At 65.4% G+C, this 21,365-nt stretch carries 16 protein-coding genes and 4 pseudogenes; 9 read left to right on the top strand and 11 right to left on the bottom strand.

The features are described 5' to 3' along the window. Positions 1-7 precede the first annotated feature (7 nt). The 8 genes and pseudogenes from OMK73_RS31255 to OMK73_RS31220 form a co-directional block, all read right to left on the bottom strand. Positions 8-622, bottom strand: coding sequence for a PqiC family protein (locus tag OMK73_RS31255; protein WP_267605434.1), 615 nt, complete (start codon positions 620-622; stop codon positions 8-10). Continuing rightward, positions 619-2,279, bottom strand: a pseudogene (locus OMK73_RS31250) (intermembrane transport protein PqiB). The gene OMK73_RS31255 and the pseudogene OMK73_RS31250 overlap by 4 nt, the downstream one beginning before the upstream one ends. Beyond that, a complete protein-coding gene (locus OMK73_RS31245; RefSeq protein ID WP_267605433.1) occupies positions 2,266-2,907 on the bottom strand; it encodes a paraquat-inducible protein A in 642 nt (213 codons plus the stop codon). Before OMK73_RS31245 ends, OMK73_RS31250 begins: the two are co-directional and overlap by 14 nt. Beyond that, positions 2,904-3,514 (bottom strand): annotated as a pseudogene (locus OMK73_RS31240) (paraquat-inducible protein A). The gene OMK73_RS31245 and the pseudogene OMK73_RS31240 overlap by 4 nt, the downstream one beginning before the upstream one ends. A 272-nt stretch (positions 3,515-3,786) precedes the next feature. Further along, positions 3,787-4,452: a DUF3313 domain-containing protein gene (locus OMK73_RS31235; protein WP_267605432.1), complete on the bottom strand. Its 666-nt coding sequence runs from the start codon at positions 4,450-4,452 to the stop codon at positions 3,787-3,789. A 526-nt stretch (positions 4,453-4,978) separates the two neighbouring features. Continuing rightward, a complete protein-coding gene (locus OMK73_RS31230; protein WP_267605431.1) occupies positions 4,979-5,560 on the bottom strand; it encodes a TetR/AcrR family transcriptional regulator in 582 nt (193 codons plus the stop codon). A gap of 306 nt (positions 5,561-5,866) precedes the next feature. Continuing rightward, entirely contained in the window at positions 5,867-6,421 is a 555-nt protein-coding gene (locus tag OMK73_RS31225; protein WP_267605430.1) for a single-stranded DNA-binding protein, read from the bottom strand. Positions 6,422-6,611: 190 nt separating this feature from the next. Further along, on the bottom strand, positions 6,612-7,868 hold the full coding sequence (locus tag OMK73_RS31220; protein ID WP_267605429.1) for an MFS transporter: 1,257 nt from the start codon (positions 7,866-7,868) through the stop codon (positions 6,612-6,614). Between the two features lie 382 nt (positions 7,869-8,250). Between OMK73_RS31220 and uvrA the strand changes: the two genes are divergently transcribed. The 3 genes from uvrA to OMK73_RS31205 all read left to right on the top strand — a co-directional run bounded on the left by uvrA (position 8,251) and on the right by OMK73_RS31205 (position 12,073). Then, entirely contained in the window at positions 8,251-11,115 is a 2,865-nt protein-coding gene (gene uvrA, locus OMK73_RS31215) for an excinuclease ABC subunit UvrA (RefSeq protein ID WP_267605428.1), read from the top strand. A gap of 6 nt (positions 11,116-11,121) precedes the next feature. Then, the gene (locus tag OMK73_RS31210; protein WP_267606659.1) at positions 11,122-11,475 is read left to right on the top strand and encodes a hypothetical protein; all 354 of its coding nucleotides are present in this window, start codon (positions 11,122-11,124) and stop codon (positions 11,473-11,475) included. 112 nt (positions 11,476-11,587) lie between these two features. Next, positions 11,588-12,073 carry an adenosine-specific kinase gene (locus tag OMK73_RS31205; RefSeq protein WP_267606580.1) on the top strand — a complete coding sequence of 162 codons (486 nt, stop codon included), beginning with the start codon at positions 11,588-11,590 and terminating at the stop codon, positions 12,071-12,073. Between the two features lie 63 nt (positions 12,074-12,136). On the opposite strand, the pseudogene OMK73_RS31200 reads toward OMK73_RS31205, so the two are convergent. Further along, positions 12,137-13,785, bottom strand: a pseudogene (locus OMK73_RS31200) (Na/Pi cotransporter family protein); the annotation flags it as partial. Between the two features lie 359 nt (positions 13,786-14,144). Next, positions 14,145-14,717, bottom strand: coding sequence for an adenine phosphoribosyltransferase (locus OMK73_RS31195; protein ID WP_267605425.1), 573 nt, complete (start codon positions 14,715-14,717; stop codon positions 14,145-14,147). 161 nt (positions 14,718-14,878) lie between these two features. Between OMK73_RS31195 and OMK73_RS31190 the strand changes: the two genes are divergently transcribed. Both OMK73_RS31190 and OMK73_RS31185 read left to right on the top strand, forming a co-directional pair. Continuing rightward, a complete protein-coding gene (locus OMK73_RS31190) occupies positions 14,879-15,457 on the top strand; it encodes a DJ-1/PfpI family protein (protein WP_043343454.1) in 579 nt (192 codons plus the stop codon). A gap of 68 nt (positions 15,458-15,525) precedes the next feature. Beyond that, positions 15,526-15,909: a ribbon-helix-helix domain-containing protein gene (locus OMK73_RS31185; RefSeq protein ID WP_267605424.1), complete on the top strand. Its 384-nt coding sequence runs from the start codon at positions 15,526-15,528 to the stop codon at positions 15,907-15,909. A 36-nt stretch (positions 15,910-15,945) separates the two neighbouring features. Here the strand turns inward: OMK73_RS31185 and OMK73_RS31180 are convergent, their stop codons facing one another. After that, on the bottom strand, positions 15,946-17,925 hold the full coding sequence (locus tag OMK73_RS31180) for a monovalent cation:proton antiporter family protein (RefSeq protein WP_267605423.1): 1,980 nt from the start codon (positions 17,923-17,925) through the stop codon (positions 15,946-15,948). 151 nt (positions 17,926-18,076) lie between these two features. Between OMK73_RS31180 and OMK73_RS31175 the strand changes: the two are divergent. From OMK73_RS31175 to lptB, 4 genes and pseudogenes are all read left to right on the top strand, one after another. Then, positions 18,077-19,058: pseudogene (locus OMK73_RS31175) on the top strand (KpsF/GutQ family sugar-phosphate isomerase). A 15-nt stretch (positions 19,059-19,073) separates the two neighbouring features. Then, complete coding sequence (gene lptC, locus OMK73_RS31170) at positions 19,074-19,700, top strand: LPS export ABC transporter periplasmic protein LptC (RefSeq protein WP_267606579.1); 627 nt, start codon at positions 19,074-19,076, stop codon at positions 19,698-19,700. A gap of 54 nt (positions 19,701-19,754) precedes the next feature. Continuing rightward, positions 19,755-20,399: a lipopolysaccharide transport periplasmic protein LptA gene (gene lptA, locus OMK73_RS31165; protein ID WP_267605422.1), complete on the top strand. Its 645-nt coding sequence runs from the start codon at positions 19,755-19,757 to the stop codon at positions 20,397-20,399. A gap of 46 nt (positions 20,400-20,445) precedes the next feature. Then, positions 20,446-21,231 carry an LPS export ABC transporter ATP-binding protein gene (gene lptB, locus OMK73_RS31160; protein ID WP_150991814.1) on the top strand — a complete coding sequence of 262 codons (786 nt, stop codon included), beginning with the start codon at positions 20,446-20,448 and terminating at the stop codon, positions 21,229-21,231. Positions 21,232-21,365: the final 134 nt, after the last annotated feature.

Genomic DNA, 21,365 nt, shown 5'->3' with positions numbered 1-21,365 from the left:
CAGGCACTCACGATCGTAGCGAGCGCACCGCCGCCGCGATGTCGGCGGCGGTGTTGATCACTACCTGCTGATAGGCGGCTACAACGCCATCCACGCCTCCCGCTGCTGCCAGCTCCGCCCGCGTGTACCCCACCGTCACTTTGCCGTCGGGCAACCGGTGCACGGTCCAGTGGACGATAGCGCTGACACGTTCGTCGATGGCGGCATCGATCTGTACCACTTCGGCGCTGACGCGATAAAGCGGCTCCGCGCCGGGCCTGCCATGCTGGTACGTATCGACGGCGCCCAGGCTCACTTGCAAGCGTTGAGACAGCGCGTCGCGAAATTCGTCCGGGAGCGATGCCGACCAGCGATCTTGCTGCAACAGCTTGAGCCTGCCACTGCTGTTGCTCAGGACAAGATTGACCCGGTTGACGCGTTCCGGCACGCGAACGGGTGCCACTTCGATCCATACAGGCTCCGGTGCCTGGCCAGTCACCGGCACGGCCGCAGGACGAGCCTCCGCCGCTGGTGACAAGGTGTAATACCGCGCCTCGGGCGAGGCGCAGCCGGCCAGCACAGCGGCGGCAGACACGATCACCAGCCCCGCAGCCAGTCGTGGCAGATTGCTGCCTTTCATCATGGTGTCTCCTGATCCGTTTTGCCGCGCACCAGGGCTTCCGGATGCCCTTCCAGATAGTCCGCCAAGGTGCGCAGCGAGATGGCGGCGCGCGTCAACTCCTGCATCATGCGGCGCGCGTCTTGTTGCATCGGCGCGTTTGCGTCGAGCGCGCCGTTGGCCATCTCCAGTGTCTTGTGCGCATCGCGCAGCGCGGTGGTGACTTGCGGCATCACATCGCCGTTGAACTGAGTCACCAGCTTGTCGGCATTGCTCAGCATCTTGTCCAGCGACGCCATCGTGGTCCGAAGGTCTTGGCCGATCTGATCAAACGGCACCTTATCCAGCTTGGAAACGATGTTGCCCAACTGGTCTGCAGCTCGTCCAACGTCCCCGGTATGGTGGGGAGTTCGGGCACCGCGTTGTCCAGGCTTAGCTTTACCGGTGGCGCGCCAGGGAAGAAATCAAACGCCACAAAGACCTGGCCGGTCAGCAGGTTGCCGGTGCGCAGCTGCGCCCGAAGGCCGCGCTTGTTCAGGACATCGGCGATGCCCCTGGCGTGGGGCTTATCCGCGAGATCACGCGCGGATAAGCCAATGCGGGACGGATATAACTCCACTACGACGGGCATGCGGAACGCTTTTTTGTCGCGCTGGTATTCGATGCCGATGGATCTCACCTGGCCCACGGCTATGCCGCGAAAGTCAACCGGAGCGCCAGGCGACAAGCCGCGCACGGACTGGTCGAAGTAGAGCACGGCCAGCGTAGGCGCAAGTTCGTCGGATGCCTTGAAGGCGTTGGCCTGGTCGCTGGCGAGCATGAACTGGGTGTTTTCTCCTGCCACGGCGGTGGCCTTGGCATCGTCCGGGGCCTGGAAGGCAACGCCACCGAGCAACATCGTGGCAAGCGACTGCGTGTTGAGCTTGAACCCACCCGAGTCGAGCTTGATATCGACGCCGCTGGCGTGCCAGAAGCGCGCATCCACGGTGACCATCTGGTCGTAAGGCTTGTTGATGAATACCCGCACGGATAGATCTCGGCCGTCGGGATTGAGCTGGTAGGCCACCACCTGTCCGACCTGCACGCGCCGGTAGTAGACCGGAGAGCCGATATCGAGTGAGCCAAGGTCGGCGGCGCGCAGCACGAATTGCTTGCCGGAGGCATCGGTGGTGACAACAGGCGGTGCTTCCAGCCCCGTGAAAGCGCGTCTGCGTACCTCCGACCTGCCGGCGTCCACGCCGATATAGGAGCCGGACACCAGCGTCTCCAGGCCCGAGATGCCAGACACGGCAATCCTCGGGCGCACCACCCAGAAGCGCGTATCGCTGGTCGAGAAGCTCTCGGCATCGCTAGTCAGCTCGATAGTGGCGACGACATGCGAGCGGTCCGGCGCCAGGCGCAGTGACTTGACAAGGCCGATATCCACGGCCTTGTAGCGCACAGGGGTCTTGCGGGGGATGAGTCCATCGGCGGAGCGGAAACTCACGGTGATCGAAGGGCCGCGCTCGGCCAATGTGTGGATCAGCAATGACAGCGAGATCACGGCGGCGACAAGCGGAATCAGCCAGACGAGCGAGGGTACCCAGCGCCCGCGCTGCCGGCGCTCCGGCCCGGGCATCGGCGGCGACGGTGGCCATGTGGGAGAAGGCGGAAGGGGCACGGATGCCTCAAGGTCGGACATGTCTTGCATCCAGCGAATCCCACAGCAGGCGTGGGTCAAAACTCAGCGAAGCCATCATGGTGAGCACCACCACGGAGCCGAAGGCAATCGCCCCGCCGCCTGGAACAATGGTCGCTAGCGAGTCGGCCCGTACCAGCGAAGCCAGCAGCGCGACCACGAAGATATCGAGCATCGACCAGCGACCAATCAGTTCAAGCAGGCGATAGAGGCGGGTCTGCTGGCGGATGCGCCAGCTTGAGCGCAATTGCACGGTGAGCAGCAAGAGGGTAAGGATCGCCATCTTCAAGAGCGGCACGACGATGCTCGCAATCAGTACGATGATGGCGAGCAGATTGGCGCCCGACATCCACAGGTAGATGACGCCCGAGAAGATGGTGTCGCGCTGCGTGCCAAGGATGGATTGCGTCACCATCACTGGCAGCAGGTTGGCAGGGATATAGAGCATGTAGGCCGCCAGCAGGAAGGCCCATGTACGGGTCAGGCTCCGCGGTTTGCGATGATGCAGGGTGGCGCCGCAGCGCGGGCAGGGTTCGCCCACCAGATCGCTCGGGCTGAGCGCGGCGCAGGCGTGGCAAGACAGAAGACCCAGTGAGGCAGCTGGGTGTGCTGTGGCGGTTGGGATTCTCATCGTGGCGCATCCTCATCCAGGTACCGCCAGAGGTCGCGCGGGTCGAAGCAAAGCATCGCGGCGAGCACGATCATCAGTGCGGCGAACGACCACAGCGCGACGCCCGGCAGCACCTGGGCAACGGTCGAGAGCTTCACCAGCGTGACCAGCACGCCGATCATGAAGACTTCGAGCATGCCCCACGGCCTGGCCTGCTGGACACCGCGGACAAGACGACCGAATCCCGGGGGCATGCGGCGCAGGGCCATCGGCACCAGCAGGCAGAGCATCATCAGCATTTCGGCAAAAGGAAACAGGATGGTGGTAGCGAACACCAGGATGGCCACCGGTGCCATCCGGCCGGTAGAGAGGGCCTGTATCGCGCCCCACAGCGAGGTCTCGGTGCGCACCCCTTGAGATCCATCTCGACGATGGGACAGGCGCTTGAGAGAATGAACAGGATCAGCGCGATCACCACCAGCGGCAGCTGGCGCTGATAGGCGCGCTGACACTCGCGATACAACAGACCGCCGCAGCGCAGGCACAGCGCGCGCTCGCCCTCGGCGAGATCAGCTTGCTGATGGACAGCGTCGCAATATTTGCAGGCGATCAAGTGCGGGATGCTCACTGGGTGAGCCCAAGCATCTCGCTTCACGGAGGGGGCATTACGGTACCTCACGGGCGCAAAGCAGGTTCGAGCGTCGTAACGGCGAACACTACGTGTTGCCGTCAACTACGCTGACTACGGCATCGCAAGCCACTGCGCCATCTGACCGGCTATCCAGCCGCAGCCAATGCAGAGCGCCACCCATCTGAGGTCCATGACTCAACTCCGGCTGGATGCCACTTGCAGCTCAACTTAAAACGAGCCAGCGAGCGGGACGCGTGGCAGCGACGTGGTCACCGGAGTTGTTCTACGAGCGCGTCCGCACCTTTATCGATGCCAGTCCTGGAAGCAGTCAATGCACCGAAATTGGCGACAACGTTCATGGCATTGGGGTATTGCTTGGTGATGTATGCCTTGAGAAGCCGGTTGCTCTGCGCATCGAAAATCTCGACGGCGTAGATGACATAGCCCGTCATCGCGCCCTCTCGCCCCCGGATTGCCTGCACCCCGTTATAGAGCCCACCGGCAATGTCGAAGCGCAACAATGGCCCGAGAACAGGTGTAGTGGTATTCGCACCGGTCAGGGTCAGCTTCAGGCGCAACGTGTCCCGGGCCGGGCTGTTCACTACAGCAAAGCGGGTTTTAAGCTTTTCGGAAAATTGCGACTGCATGTAGCTCGCAAGCGCGGCTTTGTCTTCAGCGGACATATCTTCGAACTGATGGTCCCGGCCTTTGTAGATTTCAACCGGGTCAACGATGATCGAAGTGTATTTGCGCCAGTCCACCGTCGTCGCATAGCTATACGGAATGCGCTCGGCTTCCTCTTTGGCGTTGGTTGTCAGCACGGCTGACGATGAGATGCCGGAATAGGCCACGGGCTTTGTGCTCGCGCAACCTGTCATGACCACGGCAAGTACTGCCATCACCAGAAGTCGGTTCGTTGTATTGGAGGCGAGCATTTGAAATCCCTTCGTTGATTTGCCCAGCGGACCGCGTTCGCTATTGAACGGAAGTCGGAGGCCATTTGGTGGATGAGCCATGCTTGCGAATCCAAGCGCTGGTCGACTCTGGTTCTATTCCCTGGACTGTGAAGCAGCGCCGCTGCAAACAGGCGCACGAATCCACAGCGCCAAAAGGCGCCAATGTTTCGCGTTTTCCATGGAAGAGCAGGACTCTGACGTAACGAGCGCTGCCTTGAGACGCAAGTATAGCGTCTCGCAATCAATTTGCAAACAATACAGTCGGTTTGTTTTTGAGCAGGCAAGCGGCTGAAGACTAACAATCGCTGGAGGTCGGGAGAGGGGCGGGAGGGAGAGACGGACAGACGGAGCCAGCGCGGTGCCGCTCGATGCTTGCCCTATTCCGGCAAGCCCCGGGGCTCCTGCTTCAGATCAGACGCTTTGCACGTCCGTGGGCGGCAGCCTGGCTGCCGCCTGGGCAGATATCGCCGATGCCTTGCCAGGCACCGTCTAGCTCTAGCGCGGACTACTTTCTTTTCTTGGGCTTGGGCTGCGTTGACCAGGCCTGGCTGTCGAGCAGCCGGTCGAACAAGCGGTCGCGCTCCTGCGGCGCAAGCGGGCAGAGCCCCAGCATCTTTGCGAGCACCATCCCCTGGGCAGCCTGCCAGCGCAGCAGCGCCAGATCGGGATCCTCAGCCTCTTCCTTGATGCGCACCACCTTCTCGGCCGTCTTCTCCCTGACCACCGACAACAGTTCTGGGTTCTCCGCAATGGAGCCGAGGATGGCAAAGACGAGCGACTGTGGATGGGAGATGGATTCGCGAAACGCCAGGATCTGCTCTGACAGCTGCGCCTCGGGATTCCCGGCGCCGGCAGCGGCAAAGTAGTCCTTCGCGAACTTGTCGAAGTACTCGATCTGATGCTCCAGCAGCGCCTCCACCACGGCCGCCTTTGTACGGAACTGGTGCATCACCCGGCCCTTGCTGATCCCGCCCTCTTGCGCGATGGCATCGATCGTGAGCCGGCCAGGGCCCTCGCGCGCGAGGATGGCGATTGCTGCGTCGAGGATGATCTGGCGGGATCGCTCCGACCGTACCGTGTTCTCCATTGTCTATCTCCACAGCGGAGGGTTACCCCGCCTAACGAACCCTCGAACATAGCCGGAATTTCGATGAAAAACAATATTTATGTATTGTTTTTGCGCCTACGCCCCTGCGGCATTCAGTGCGCGTGGGGCTGCGAGCGCCAGCGGTGCGTGATTGGGGGAAGACAAGATGGGGACCGACTTGTTCACGCATCCCGAGAGGTGGGCTGCAAGACTCAGTCCAGTAACGCCGTCAGAGAGACAGTAAACAAAAAAGCCCACAGCGGCAGGGCTGCAGGCTAGTTGTTGACAGAAGCAGAAAAGTGATCGTCAGAACGGAATATCGTCGTCCATATCTTCAAAGCCGTTCGACGGAGCCTGCTGCTGGCGACGCGCGCCGCCAGCACCTTGCTGGCCACCGGCAGCCTGGCCGCCACCGCTGCGTGCACCGCCGCCGTAGCCACCGCCGCCACCGCCCGAAGCTTCACGGCCACCACCGTAGCCACCGCCGCCCATGTCGTCGCCACCACCGCCGCCGCCGCCCATGCCTTGGCGCGAGCCCAGCATCTGCATTTGCTCAGCCACGATTTCAGTGCTGTACTTTTCCACGCCGGACTGGTCGGTCCACTTGCGGGTACGGATGCGGCCTTCGATATAGACCTGCGAGCCCTTGCGCAGATACTGGCCCGCGATCTCGGCCAGCTTGCCGAAGAAGGCGATGCGGTGCCACTCGGTGGCTTCCTTCATCTCGCCGCTGGTCTTGTCCTTGTAGCGATCGGTGGTCGCCAGGCGGATGTTGCTCACGGCGTCGCCGCTGGGCAGGTAGCGGGTTTCCGGGTCCGCGCCCAGGTTGCCGACGAGGATGACTTTGTTGATCGATGCCATGTGAATGTTCTCCCAGGGCCACGCCCTCTGCTGCAAGCGGCGTGGCGATGCCTTGACTGATGCGTAAACGAATAACGCGCCCCCGGCCAAGAAGTCGGGCGCGCGGTCATGCTAGTGCCAATTTACGGCAAAAAGCTATACGAAGTGATGCGGGCAACCCTTGCGGGCCAACCACCGCGGGCTGCCAACTTCAGACAGCGACGGCCGGGACACTGCTTTTCCGGGCCGGAGGCGACTTCATGTTCCAGGCAATTATAAGCCAGAGCAGGAGCACGACGGCGCAGCCGATGAAGACCGCGCTGCGGCCCTCATGCTTGAGCAGCCAGCCACCCACCGCGCCGCCCAGGAACAGGCCCATCGCCTGCGTGGTGTTGTAGACGCCAAGCGCCGCTCCGCGCGCCGCAGCGGCGTAGCGCGATACCAGCGAGGGCTGCATGGCCTCCAGCACATTGAAGGCGACGAAGAACAACAGCAGCACGCCCACGATGCCCCACAGGCCGTGCACGGCGGCAAACAGCAGTTGCACCGCGGTCATCAGGCCAACAGCGCAGAGCAGCACGGGGCGCACCTTGCCATAGCGCTCGGCGGCCATCATCGGGCCGAGCATCAGGACGAAGGACACCAGCACCACCGGCAGGTAGACCTTCCAGTGCTGGTCCAGCGGCATGCCGGCGTCGCTGAGCATGGCCGGCACCACCATGAACATGGCCACCTGCGACGCATGCAAGGCCAGCACGCCCACGTTCAGGCGGATCAGGTCGGGGTTGAGCAGCACGCTGCGAAACGGCAGCCGCACGGGATGCGGCGGCGGCGGCGTGGGCACCAGGAACAGGGTCACCAGGATGGCGATCACGCCCAGCACCGACATCAGCGTGAAGATCCCCGGCATGCCGATGCTGTGCAGCAGCGGCGAGGCGATCACCAGCGACAGCGCGAAGGTCAGGCCGATGCTGCCACCCACCATGGCCATGGCCTTGGTGCGATGCTGCTCGCGGGTCAGGTCGGCGATGCAGGCGGTGATGGCCGCGGAGATCGCGCCCATGCCTTGCAGCGAGCGGCCGATGATGATGCCGGACAGCGTGTCGGAATTGGCCGCCACCAGCCCGCCGGCGACGAACAGCAGCAGGCCGGCCACCATCACCGGCTTGCGGCCGACGCGGTCGGACAGCCAGCCGAGCGGAATGTGCAGGAAGGCTTGCATCAGGCCGTAAATGCCCATGGCGAGGCCCACGCGCTGGGCATCGTGCCCGTCGGGCAGGCCGTGCGCGTACTCGGCGAACACGGGCAGGATCAGGAACAGGCCCAGCATGCGCAGCGCGAAGATGCTGGCGAGCGAAATGCTGGCGCGCACTTCCATGCTGGTCATGCGGTCGCGCCCGGCAGCCGGCTGAACCTTGGAATCGTCGGCCTTGGCCGCATCTTGGGAGGAGCTATGGATCGACGACATTGCGATCGTGGGGAATTTCTATGACGGATTGCCGGCTCGTGCACCGCGCACGCACCGCATCACCCCAATGCTGACGGGGCGGCGACAACTTCGATCCACGGCCGGAGCGGAAGTTGCGGCGCTTCTGCCACCGTTGCTGCAGGGCGCAGTCTAATGGCCCAAGCAACCCCCGGAAACCGAAGTTCGGTATATTAACAGGTTTGCTCCGCTGCGCTTTCGGGTCCGGACCGGACGCCGCAAGCCCCGGCGCGGGCCGGCGAAGCCCGGCCCGAGGCTGGCCTGAAGCCGGCTGCAGCCCTGCTGGCATGCTTTTTCTTGAAATTCCGTGAGACCCGGCCTGTCGACCCGACCGGCGGCCCCGCCTGGCGAAGACAATCGGTATATGGAAGAAATTAGAATCCGTGGTGCCCGTACCCACAACCTGAAGAACATCAATCTCGATCTGCCGCGCAACAAGCTGATCGTGATTACCGGGCTGTCCGGATCGGGCAAGTCCTCGCTCGCCTTCGACACCCTGTACGCGGAGGGCCAGCGCCGCTACGTGGAGTCGCTGTCGGCCTACGCGCGCCAGTTCCTGCAACTGATGGAGAAGCCCGACGTCGACCTGATCGAGGGGCTTTCGCCGGCGATCGCCATCGAACAGAAGGCAACCAGCCACAACCCGCGCTCGACAGTGGGCACGGTCACCGAGATCCACGACTACCTGCGGCTGCTGTACGCCCGCGCCGGCACGCCTTACTGCCCCGATCACAACCTGCCCTTGCAGGCGCAAAGCGTCTCGCAGATGGTCGACGCCGCGCTGGCGCTGCCCGAAGACACCAAGCTGATGATCCTGGCGCCGGTGGTGGCCAACCGCAAGGGCGAGCATTCCGACCTGTTCGACACCATGCAGGCGCAGGGCTTCGTGCGCTTTCGCGTGCGTTCGGGGGGCGGCACCACGCATGAGGCGCCGGCGGTTGTCTACGAGGTGGACGCGCTGCCCAAGCTGAAGAAGACCGAGAAACACTCCATCGAGGTGGTGGTGGATCGCGTCAAGGTGCGCCCCGATATCAAGCAGCGGCTGGCGGAATCGTTCGAGACCGCGCTGCGCCTGGCCGATGGCCGCGCCATCGCGCTGGAGATCGACACCAGCCAGGAGCATGTATTCAGCTCCAAGTTCGCCTGCCCGATCTGCTCGTACTCGCTGCAGGAACTCGAGCCGCGCCTGTTCTCGTTCAACAACCCGATGGGCGCCTGCCCGACCTGCGACGGCCTGGGCCAGATCACCTTCTTCGATCCCAAGCGGGTGGTGGCCTTCCCCAACCTGTCGCTGGCCTCGGGCGCCATCAAGGGCTGGGACCGCCGCAACCAGTTCTACTTCCAGATGCTGCAGAGCCTGGCGGCCTACTACGACTTCGAGCTCGAGACGGCTTTCGAGGACCTGCCGGCCGAGGTGCAGGAAGTCGTGCTGCACGGCTCCGGCGAGGTGGAGATCCCGTTCACCTATATGAACGAGCGCGGCCGCACCACGGTGCGCGAGCATGCCTTCGAGGGCATCATCCCCAACCTGGAGCGGCGCTATCGCGAGACCGATTCGATCGCGGTGCGCGAGGAACTGGCCAAGTACCAGAATAACCAGCCCTGCCCCGCCTGCCACGGCACCCGCCTGCGCACCGAGGCGCGCCACGTCAAGCTGGGCGAGAACGACCAGGCGCGCGCCATCTACGAGATCAACGGCTGGCCGCTGCGCGACGCGCTGACGTATTTCCTCACGCTGGACATGCACGGCGCCAAGCGCGAGATTGCCGACAAGATCGTCAAGGAAATCAGCGCGCGCCTGAACTTCCTCAACAACGTGGGGCTGGATTACCTGTCGCTGGAACGCAGCGCCGACACGCTGTCGGGCGGCGAGGCGCAGCGCATCCGGCTGGCGTCGCAGATCGGCTCCGGCCTGACGGGCGTGATGTATGTGCTCGACGAACCTTCCATCGGCCTGCACCAGCGCGACAACGACCGCCTGATCGGCACGCTCAAGCACCTGCGCGACATCGGCAACTCCGTGCTGGTGGTGGAGCACGACGAAGACATGATCCGCGCCTCCGACTACGTGGTCGACATCGGCCCGGGCGCCGGAGTGCACGGCGGCATGATCGTGGCCGAAGGCACGCCGCTGCAGATCGAGCAGTCGCCCAACTCGCTCACCGGGCAGTACATGTCCGGCGCGCGCCGCATCGAGGTGCCCAAGGAGCGCGCCGCGCCCGACGAGGAAAAGCTGCTGCGCATCATCAATGCCACCGGCAACAACCTGCGCAACGTCAGCGCCGAGATCCCGGTGGGCCTGCTCACCTGCGTGACCGGCGTGTCCGGCTCGGGCAAGTCGACGCTGATCAACGACACGCTCTACCACGCGGTGGCGCGCCACCTGTATGGCTCCACGGCGGAGCCCGCGGCGCACGACCGCATCGACGGGCTGGAGCATTTCGACAAAGTCATCAACGTCGACCAGAGCCCGATCGGCCGTACGCCGCGCTCGAACCCCGCTACGTACACCGGCCTGTTCACGCCGATCCGCGAGCTGTTCGCGGGCGTGCCCTCGGCCAAGGAGCGTGGCTACGATCCGGGCCGCTTCTCGTTCAACGTCAAGGGCGGGCGCTGCGAGGCCTGCCAGGGCGATGGCGTGATCAAGGTCGAGATGCACTTCCTGCCTGATGTGTACGTGCCTTGCGATGTCTGCCACGGCAAGCGCTACAACCGCGAAACGCTGGAAGTGCTCTACAAGGGCAAGAACATCCACGAAGTGCTCGACATGACGGTGGAGCACGCGCACGAGTTCTTCCTGGCGGTGCCTGTCGTGCGGCGCAAGCTCAAGACGCTGCTCGACGTGGGCCTGGGCTACATCCGGCTGGGCCAGTCCGCCACCACGCTCTCGGGCGGCGAGGCGCAGCGCGTCAAGCTGTCGCTGGAGCTGTCCAAGCGCGACACCGGCCGCACGCTCTACATCCTGGACGAGCCCACCACGGGCCTGCACTTCCACGATATCGAGCTGCTGCTCAAGGTCATCCACAAGCTGCGCGACCAGGGCAACACCGTGGTCATCATCGAGCACAACCTGGACGTGATCAAGACCGCGGACTGGCTGCTCGACATGGGCCCGGAAGGCGGCGCTGGGGGCGGCCAGGTGATCGCCAAGGGCACACCGGAAACGGTGGCGGCGAGCCGCGCGAGCTTCACCGGCAAGTACCTGGCGCCGCTGCTAGAGCGTCGCTGAAACGCAGTGCGCGCGCAATCCCGCCTCATCCTGTGCGCCTGGCAATGCGCGCTGCTGCTCGGCAGCGCCGCTGCCGGTCCCGCCGCGGCGCAGGCCACGGTCACGCCCATCGACTTGGCAGCGCCGGCGGCGCGAGCGCTCGATGAACCTGCCGCGACAGCGGCGTCCGCCCCGCCCGCGCAAGCCGCCCAGGACGCCAGCGCCGCCAGCGCTGCCAGCAAGGCCCAGGTGCCAGGCACGGCAAGCGGCGCGGTCTCCGGCAATCTGGCGCTGACGCTGGGCGGCGCGGCCGTGCTCGTGGCCATCGCCGTGATGCTGCAGCGCGCACGCCGCAGACGCCGCCCGCCTTCCTCGAAGTAGGCGCACGCAGCCGCCTTGCATTCGACCTTGCCCGGCCTACCATAGACTGCGGAAGGCCGCGCCTGTCGAAGCCCTTTCCGGGGCTGGCACCGGCCAGAGCAGGAGCACGGCCATGGAGCTCACCGTAGTGCAGATCGCCAAGCCTGAGGCGACCAATTTCATCTTCGGGCAATCCCATTTCATCAAGACCGTGGACGACATCCACGAGGCACTGGCGGGCGCGGTGCCGGGCATCCGCTTTGGACTGGCATTCTGCGAGGCCTCGGGCAAGCGCCTGGTGCGCTGGTCCGGCACCGACGAGGCAATGATCGACCTGGCGTGCCAGAACGCGCTGGCGATCGGCGCGGGCCACAGTTTCCTGCTGTTCCTTGGCGACGGCTTTTATCCGGTCAATGTGCTCGCGACCGTGCGCGCGGTGCCGGAGGTATGCAGGATCTATTGCGCCACGGCAAACCCGACCGAGGTGGTGGTGGCGCAGACCGCGCAGGGGCGCGCGGTGCTTGGCGTGGTGGATGGCGCGTCGCCGCTCGGGCTGGAAACCGAGGCGGACATTGCCTCGCGGCGGACCTTGCTGCGGGAGATCGGCTACAAGCTGTAGCCGGCTCCGTGAAGCGGCAGCCCCGCCCTCAGTGCGCTTGCGGCGACGGCACCGCCCGCACCGGGGCTCGCCGTCGTCTTCCTTCATGCGGCTGCGGTTAAGCACGCCGGCGTCTTCCAGCACCGGGTAGGCGGTGGCGCAGAACAGCGAGTTCAGGCGCTTGAGATCGCTGATCACGTCGAGGTGCAGCGAACTGGTCTCGATGCTCTCGGCGGTCTGCTCGGCGATGCGTTGCAGGTGGGTGCGCGCGTACTGGCGCTCCATCTCGCGGAAGGTCGCCTTCTCCGCCATCAGTTGCTGCGCGCTTTTCAGGTCGCCGGAGAGGAACACCGACAGCCCGAGCCGCAGGTTGGCCACCACGCGCGCATGCATCTGCGAGATCTCCTGCATGCCCGCCTCCGAGAAGGCCAGGTTGTGGGCGATCTTCTTTTCGCGCGCGTCCTGCAGGATGCGCTCGATGATGTCGCCGGCATGCTCGAGGTTGATGGTGAGCGAGATGATCTCGGTCCAGCGCCGGCCGTCGCGCTCATCCAGCGCCTCCAGGCTGATCCGGGTCAGGTAGAGCTTGATCGCGGTGTAGAGATCGTCCACCTCGTCGTCGATGCGACAGGTGGCGGTGGCGAGCTTGGCATCGTTGGTGCGCAGCACGCGCAGCATGTTGTCCAGCATCTGCTCGATGCGGTCGCCGATGCGCAGCACCTCGCGCGCAGCATTGGACAGCGCCAGCGTCGGCGTGGGCAGCGCGGCGGGATCGAGGTGGCGGGGGTGACCTGGCTATCGCCGGTATTGCGCCCGGGCAGCACCGCCTCGCACAGGCGCGCCAGCGGACCCGTGGCGCCCAGCAGCAGCACCGCCAGCGCCACGTTGAACAGCAGGTGGAAATTCACGACCAGCCGCTGCGGATCGGCATCGACCAGCGCCAGCAGGCGTTCGGCCTGCCCCAGCAAGGGCAGCGCAATCACGCAGCCGAGCAGGCGCGAGAGCAGGTTGCCCAGCGTGACGCGCTTGCCGGGCTGGTTGTTGCCCGAGGTGGTCAGCAACGCGGAGATGCCGGAGCCCAGGTTAGCACCCAGCACCAGCGCCATCGCCACATGCAGCGACACTACGCCGGCCGAGGCCAGCGCGCCGCAGAACAGCACCACCGCCAGGCTGGAATAGCACAGGATGGTCAGGAAGGCGCCGATCAGCATGTCCAGCGTGGGGTCTCCCGTGAGCGTGCCGAACAGCACCTTGACGCCGGCCGCTTCCACCACGGGGCGGGTGGCAATGGCGATCAGCTCAAGCGCCAGCGTGATCAGCCCCAGGCCGATCAGCACGCGGCCCACGTGGCCGGGCTTGTTGCCCTTCCAGGACAGATGCAGGATCACGCCGACGAAGATCAGCAGCGGCGACAGCCACGACAGGTCCAGCGAGAACACCTGCACCATGATGGCGGTGCCGACGTTGGCGCCCAGCATGATGGCCAGCGCCGGGGCCACGGCAATCAGGCCCTGGCCGACGAAGGAACTGACGATGACGGCGGTCGCGTTGCTGCTCTGGACCAGGCCGGTCACGCCGAGGCCGGCGGCAAAGGCCGTGAAGCGGTTGGAGATGCTGGAGGAGAGCACGTGGCGCAGGTTGGCGCCATACACGCGCAGGATGCCGACCTTGACGATGTTGGTGCCCCACACCAGCAGCGCCACGCCGGAAAGCAAATGAAGTAGTACGCCCATGGTGCGCCCTTATGTGACCGGTGCCTCCATTGCATCACGCAAGACTTCGCCCGGCCATCGTATCGTTGTCAATGGGGCATTATGCGCCCCCGCGCATGTGGGGACAACGCCATAGGCAAGCGGCCGGAATGGCCGCAAGTCCAAGGCGTAATGCCGCGCACGCCGTTGGACGCAACTACCGCGGGCGTGCCCGGGGCGGCCAATGCCGGGCGCGCCTTGATTGGCATATTATTACATTTATTGGCATTTTGTTGCATCATTGCCAGAAACAATGTAGCCCTGCAACGGCGTCTCACACAGACACAGACGCACGCCGCGGCGATCGATGCGCGCGCCGGTCAATGATCCGTGGCCAGGCGTCAATGCCCGTCAAAGCGGCAAACCGTGAACAGCGGCAGGCCGCTGTCCAGCAGGTGGCGCGAGCCGCCCAGTTCGGGCAGGTCGACGATGGCGGCGCCCTCCACCACGGTGGCACCCAGGCGCTCGAGCAGCTTGCGGCCGGCCATCATGGTGCCGCCGGTGGCGATGAGGTCGTCCACCAGCAGCACGCGGTCACCCGGCTTGCAGGCATCGGCGTGGATTTCCACCGTGGCGCTGCCGTACTCCAGCTCATATTCCTCGGCCACGGTCTCGAAGGGCAGCTTGCCTTTCTTGCGGATCGGCACGAAGCCCAGGTTCAGCTCGTACGCCACGATGGCGCCCAGGATAAAGCCGCGTGCGTCGATGCCGGCCACCACGTCGAGCTTGGCGTCCATGTAACGGTGCACAAAGACGTCGATCAGCACGCGCAGGGACTTGGGATCCTGCAGCAATGGCGTGATGTCGCGAAACATCACGCCGGGCTGAGGCCAGTCCGGCACGGTGCGGATGCGTTCGCGCAGGTAGTGGGTAACGTCGCCAAGGGCGGACGACTGGATCGTGGTGTTGGGCATGGGGACTCGTTCGGACCGCCCGCCATATCGGCAGGCTGGATGCGGTAATGGGTTACCACCCGGGCTGCCGCAATCGGCAACACAATGGGCAACGCCTGGGCGGATTGCACGCTTTGCGGCGCGGCTCCCCCGGGACACCCGTAACCATACAGGAGACAGCGATGGCAAAAAAGATCTTGATGCTGGTCGGCGACTACGCCGAAGACTATGAAACCATGGTGCCTTTCCAGGCACTCCAGATGGTAGGCCACACGGTCCATGCGGTGTGTCCGGACAAGGCGGCCGGCGCCAGCTGCCCCACCGCCATCCATGATTTCGAAGGCGACCAGACCTATAGTGAAAAGCGCGGCCACAACTTCGCGCTGAACGCGAGCTTTGCCGATGTGGACCCGGCAGCCTACGACGGGCTGGTCATCCCGGGCGGGCGCGCGCCCGAATACCTGCGCCTGAACGAGCGGGTGCTGGAGATCGTGCGGCACTTTGCCAGCACCAACAAGCCGATCGCAGCGGTGTGCCACGGCGCCCAGCTGCTGGCCGCGGCCGGCGTGCTGGAAGGCCGGACCTGCTCGGCCTATCCGGCGTGCGCGCCCGAAGTACGCCTGGCGGGCGGCAAATATGCCGACATCCCGGTCGACCAGGCCTACACCGACGGCAACCTGGTGAGCGCACCGGCCTGGCCCGCGCACCCGGCATGGCTGGCGCAGTTCCTTGCCGTCCTGGGCACCAAGATCGTACATTAGAGGCTACCGAACGCGGCCCGCGAGCCTGTCGAGGGCTATCGCGGGCCGTTCCGCACGGGAGTTCTTCTATGTGTGAAATCTTCATCCGGGCCACCCCGCAGTCGTACCAGGGCCAGTCGCGCTCGCTCCGGCTGCATGGCGTGGCCACCAGCATCCGGCTGGAAAGCCTGTTCTGGGAAGTGCTCGAAACGCTGGCGCGCCGCGACGGCATGAGCGTGGGCCAGCTCATCACCCGGCTGCACGACGAATTGGTGGCATACCGGGGCGAGGCGGCAAACTTCACGTCCTTCCTGCGCGTGTGCTGCCTGCGCTACCTGATGCTGCAAGGCGAAGGCCGCATTCCCGCCGACCCGCGCGTCCCGATCGGCTCGCTCGACGCGCGCTCCGTGCTAGAAGGCCTGCCGCCATCGTGGGCGGAAGAGGCGCACGTCGGCAGCCGCGCGGCGGCATGAACCTGAACTTGCGGCCGCTGCGCGCATAGCGCAGCCTCAGCCGGCCAGCATGCGCGCCTCGGCCGCTTCCAGCGCCTCTGGCTGGCCGCGCAACACCACGATATCGCCAGGCTCCAGCACCGTATCGGGTTCCGGATCGAACGCGCGGATGCCGCGCCGGCGCACCGCCGTCACTTCCACCCCGATAATATCCAGCCCCAGCGCGCCCAGGCGCCGCCCCACCGACGTGGCCTCCGGGCCGAGCGAGATGGAGTGCAGCCGCACGGACTCGCGCTCCACCATGTCTTCCTCGTCGTCGCGGCCGTGGAAATAGCCGCGTAACAGGCTGTAGCGCGCGTCGCGCGCCTCCTGCACGCCGCGCACCACGCGCCGCATCGGCACGCCCAGCAGCACCAGCGCGTGCGAGGCCAGCATCAGGCTGCCCTCGATGCTCTCCGGCACCACCTCGGTCGCGCCGGCCTTTTGCAGGATGTCGAGTTCCGAATCGTCCATGGTGCGCACGATCACGGGCAGCGCCGGCTCCAGTTCCTGCACATGGTGCAGCACCTTGAGGGCCGAGGGCGTGTTGTTGTAGGTGATGATCAAGGCAGCCGCGCGATGCAGGCCCGCCGCGATCAGCGCTTCGCGCCGGCCGGCATCGCCGTACACCACCGTGTCGCCCGCGCCGGCGGCTTCGCGCACGCGGTCCGGGTCGAGGTCCAGCGCCACGTAGGTGATGCCCTCGCGCTCCAGCATTTGCGCCAGGTTCTGGCCGCTGCGGCCAAACCCGCAGATGATGGCGTGCTTCTCGGTCTGCAGGCTCTGCGCCGCGATGCGCGTCATGTTGAGCGACTGCATCAGCCACTCGTTGGCGGTAAAGCGCAACACGATGGCGTCGCTGTACTGGATCAGGAACGGCGCCGCCAGCATCGACAACAGCATCGAGGCCAGGATGACCTGGATCAGCACGGGATCGACCAGGTTCAGGCCGTCGATCTGGTTAAGCAGCACGAAGCCGAACTCGCCGGCCTGCGCCAGGCCCAGGCCGGTACGGATCGCCACGCCCGGGCGCGAGCCGAACAGGCGCGCCAGGCCGGAGATCAGGACCAGCTTGAAGACAATGGGCACCGCCAGCAGCGCCAGCACCAGCCACAGGTGGTCGAGCACCACATGGATATTGAGCAGCATGCCGATGGTGACGAAGAACAGCCCCAGCAGCACGTCGCGGAAGGGCTTGATGTCCTCCTCCACCTGATGGCGATAAGGCGTCTCGGAGATCAGCATGCCGGCCATGAAGGCGCCCAGCGCCATCGACAGGCCAAGCCGCTCGGTCAGCGCGGCCATGCCCAGCGTGACCAGCAGCAGGTTGAGCATGAACAGCTCCTGCGAGCGGCGCGCTGCCACGATGTGGAACCAGCGGCTCATGAAGCGCTGGCCGACGAAGAAGATCAGGCTCAGGGCCACCACGATCTTCACCGTGGCCAGGCCCAGCGCCATCATCAGGTCGCCAGGATCGCGCGAGAGCGCCGGGATCACGATCAGCAGCGGCACCACGGCCAGGTCCTGGAACAGCAGGATGCTGATGATATTGCGCCCGTGCTCGCTTTCCAGCTCCAGGCGCTCCGACAGCATCTTGGACACGATGGCGGTGGACGACATGGCCAACGCCCCGCCCAGCGCCACGGAGGCCTGCCAGGACAGCGGAAACAGCCAGTTGAATGCCCAGCTCGCCGGGATCACCGCCAGCAGCGACAGCACCACCTGCGAGCCGCCCAGCCCGAACACCTGCCGCTTCATCGCCTTGAGCTTGCCCAGGCTGAACTCCAGGCCGATCGAAAACATCAAAAAGACCACGCCGAACTCGGCCAGGTACTTGGTCTGCGCGGTATCCCTGGCCAGCCCGAGCGCGTGCGGCCCGATCAGGATGCCGACGACCAGGTACCCCAGCATGGGCGGCAGCTGCAGCATGCGAAAGGCGACCACGCCGAACACGGCGGCGGCCAGCAGGACTAGGGTAAGGTCCAGCGGAGAGTGCATCGACAGGGTCAGGGTACGCCGCCCCGGGCACCGGGCCGGCCCGGTGCGGGCGACCCTGCCGGTGGATTACGGCAAGCGCGATGGCCTCCCCGGCCGCCCGATCCCAGGAACAGCCCAAGCGCCATCGCATTCGTTGGTATACTTCGTCGCCATGATAGCTAATTTCAATGCGGATCGAGCACTTCGGCTCGCTCGCGAGACCCTCCAGATCGAAGCCGACGCCGTCGCCGCCCTCGCAGGCCGCCTGGACGACGGATTCGCGCAGGCCGTGCAACTGACGCTCAATTGCAGCGGACGCGTGGTCGTGTCCGGCATAGGCAAGTCCGGCCACATTGGCCGCAAGGTCGCGGCCACGCTGGCCTCGACCGGCACCCCCGCGTTTTTCGTGCATCCCGCCGAGGCCAGCCACGGCGACCTGGGCATGGTCACGCGCGACGATGTGCTGATCGCCTTTTCCAATTCCGGAGAGACCGCCGAGTTGCTTTCGATCGTCCCGATCGTCAAGCGCATCGGCGCCAAGCTGATCTCCGTGACCGGGAACCCCGCCTCCACGCTGGCCAAGCTGGCCGACGCGCACCTCAATGCCGGCGTGGAAAAGAAGCCTGCCCGCTCAACCTGGCCCCGACCGCCAGCACCACCGCCGCACTGGCGATGGGCGACGCGCTCGCGGTGGCCGTGCTGGATGCCCGCGGCTTTGGCGAGGAAGATTTTGCCCGCTCGCATCCAGGCGGCGCGCTCGGGCGCAAGCTGCTAACCCACGTGCGCGACGTCATGCGCAGCGGCAACGCGGTGCCCAAGGTACGCGAGAGCACACCGCTGGCACAAGCCCTGATGGAAATTACCCGCAAGGGCATGGCCATGACCGCGGTGGTTGATCCGGACGACCGCCTGATCGGCGTCTTCACGGACGGCGACCTGCGCCGCCTGCTCGAAACCCCCGCGACTGGAAGACCGTACCCATCAGCGAGGTCATGCACCGCACGCCGCATACCGTCGGGCCGGACCAGCTGGCCGTGGAAGCCGTGCAGGTGATGGAGGCGAACCGTGTCAACCAGATGCTGGTGGTCGACGCAGAGCGGCGCCTGGTCGGCGCGCTCCACATCCACGACCTGACCCGCGCCAAGGTCATCTGAGGCCAGCCCATGCCTATGCGGGAAATCCTGTCCTCCCTGAGCCGGCTTGCCATGCGAGCGCTGCCCCTGCTGCTGATGGCGCTGGTGGCGGGCAGCACCTTCTGGCTGGTGCAGGTCAACTCCCCGAAGGAAGCGGACACCGGGCCGGTCGGCAAGAAGCATGAGCCGGATTACTACATGATCCGTTTTTCCGCGACCGAGCTTGCCGAGGACGGGAACACCAAGCTGCGCTTCACCGGCGACAAGATGATCCACTTCGAGGACGACCAGACCTACGAGGTGACGCGCCCGGCCATGCGCTCCTACGAAATCGACCGCCCGCCCGTCACTGGCCACTCCGATCGCGGCACGATGAACGCGGAAGGCTCGGTCATCGACCTGTTCGGCAATGGCTTCATCGTGCGCGCCCAGGGCACCGACCCCGCCAAGGATCCGAAGATGACGGCCGCCTCGGAGTATTTCCAGGTGCTGGTCAACGATGACATCGTCAAGACCGACAAGGCTGTCAAGCTGACCCGCGGCCCGTCGGTGATGACCGCCAACGGCCTGATCTTTAACAATGTCACTCGCGAAGTACAATTGCTGGGTAACGTACGCGGCACCATCATTACGGTGCCGCCGCCGGCAAGTCCCGCGAAGTAGCCCTGAAGCCGCCCGCGGGCTCCAGCCGCCCGCGTCAACCGCCATCACGCCAACATGAATCCATTCCTGACGACTTCGTCCTGTCGCCGCCGCAGCACGGCCGCTTTGCTGACGCTGGCAGCCGTCCTGGGCCTTGCGCTGTCCGCGCCCGCCAGCGCCGAAAAAGCTGACCGCGAAAAGCCGCTGGTCCTGGAGGCCGACAATGCCAGCTACGACGACGTCAAGCAGGTTTATGTACTGACCGGCAACGTGGTGCTGACCAAGGGCACCATGGTGCTGAAATCCGACGCGGCCGAAGTCCGTACCGACCCCGAGGGCTACCAGTACGCGGTCGCGACCTCCAAGGGTGGCAAGCAAGCCTATATCCGCCAGAAGCGCGACAACGTCGACGAGTACATCGACGGCTGGGGCGACCGCATCGAATATGACGGCAAGCAGGAGCTGTCCAAGCTGATCGGGCGCGCCCGCATGGCCCGCCTGGCCGGCGCGAAGCTGGTCGACGAGATCCGCGGCGCGGTGATCACCTATGACAGCCGCAACGAGTTCTATACGGCCAGCGGCGGCGCCGAGAATGCGACCGCGGGCAGCCCGTCCGGCCGCGTGCGCGCCGTGCTGTCGCCGCGCCAGGAGCAGCCCGCCAGCGGCGCCGCAGCCAACCCGCTGCCGCTCAAGCCGGCACCCGCCCCCGTCAACCCCTGACCTGACGCCGCCACGCCCCCAATCCACGGATTCTGCCTTCACCTTCATGACCGCTACCCAAACCGCACCGTCCCAGCCCGCCACCCTGAAGGACAGCAGCACGCTGGTCGTGCGCCACCTGAAGAAGCGCTACGGCTCGCGCACTGTGGTCAAGGATGTGTCCCTCGACGTGAAGAGCGGCGAAGTGGTCGGGTTGCTCGGCCCCAACGGCGCAGGCAAGACCACGTCGTTCTACATGATCGTGGGGCTGGTGGCGCTGGACGAGGGCGATATCGTGCTCGACGACAAGCACATCAGCGGCCTGGCCATCCATGAGCGGGCACGCATGGGCCTGTCCTACCTGCCGCAGGAAGCCTCGGTGTTCCGCAAGCTCAATGTGCAGGAGAACATCCGCGCGGTGCTGGAGCTGCAGCTCAACGATGGCAAGCCCCTGGGCAAGGCCGAGATCGAGCGCCGGCTGGACACCCTGCTGGATGACCTGCAGATTGCCCACCTGCGCGACAACCCGGCGCTGTCGCTGTCCGGCGGCGAGCGCCGCCGCGTGGAAATCGCCCGCGCGCTGGCCTCCGCGCCGCGTTTCATCCTGCTTGACGAGCCCTTCGCCGGCGTCGACCCGATCGCGGTCGGCGAAATCCAGCGCATCGTCAGCTTCCTCAAGGCGCGCAATATCGGCGTGCTGATCACCGACCACAACGTACGCGAGACGCTGGGCATCTGCGACCACGCCTACATCATCAGCGAGGGCGCGGTGCTGGCGTCCGGCCAGCCTGAAGACATCATCGCCAACGAGTCGGTGCGCAAGGTCTACCTGGGCGAGAACTTCCGCATGTAAAGGCGCGCGCGGCGCCTGCCGCGCATCGGACTCGGGCGGCTTCGGTGTCGCCTTTCATCCTTCAAACGATCATGCGACGCCAGCGATAGCAATTTCCGTTCCACCAGCACGGAAGTTGGGCATAAAATAGGTCG

The organism is Cupriavidus sp. D39 (genome assembly GCF_026627925.1).
Taxonomy (GTDB): Bacteria; Pseudomonadota; Gammaproteobacteria; order Burkholderiales; family Burkholderiaceae; genus Cupriavidus; species Cupriavidus ulmosensis.
This window is presented reverse-complemented; position numbering and strand designations above follow the sequence as displayed.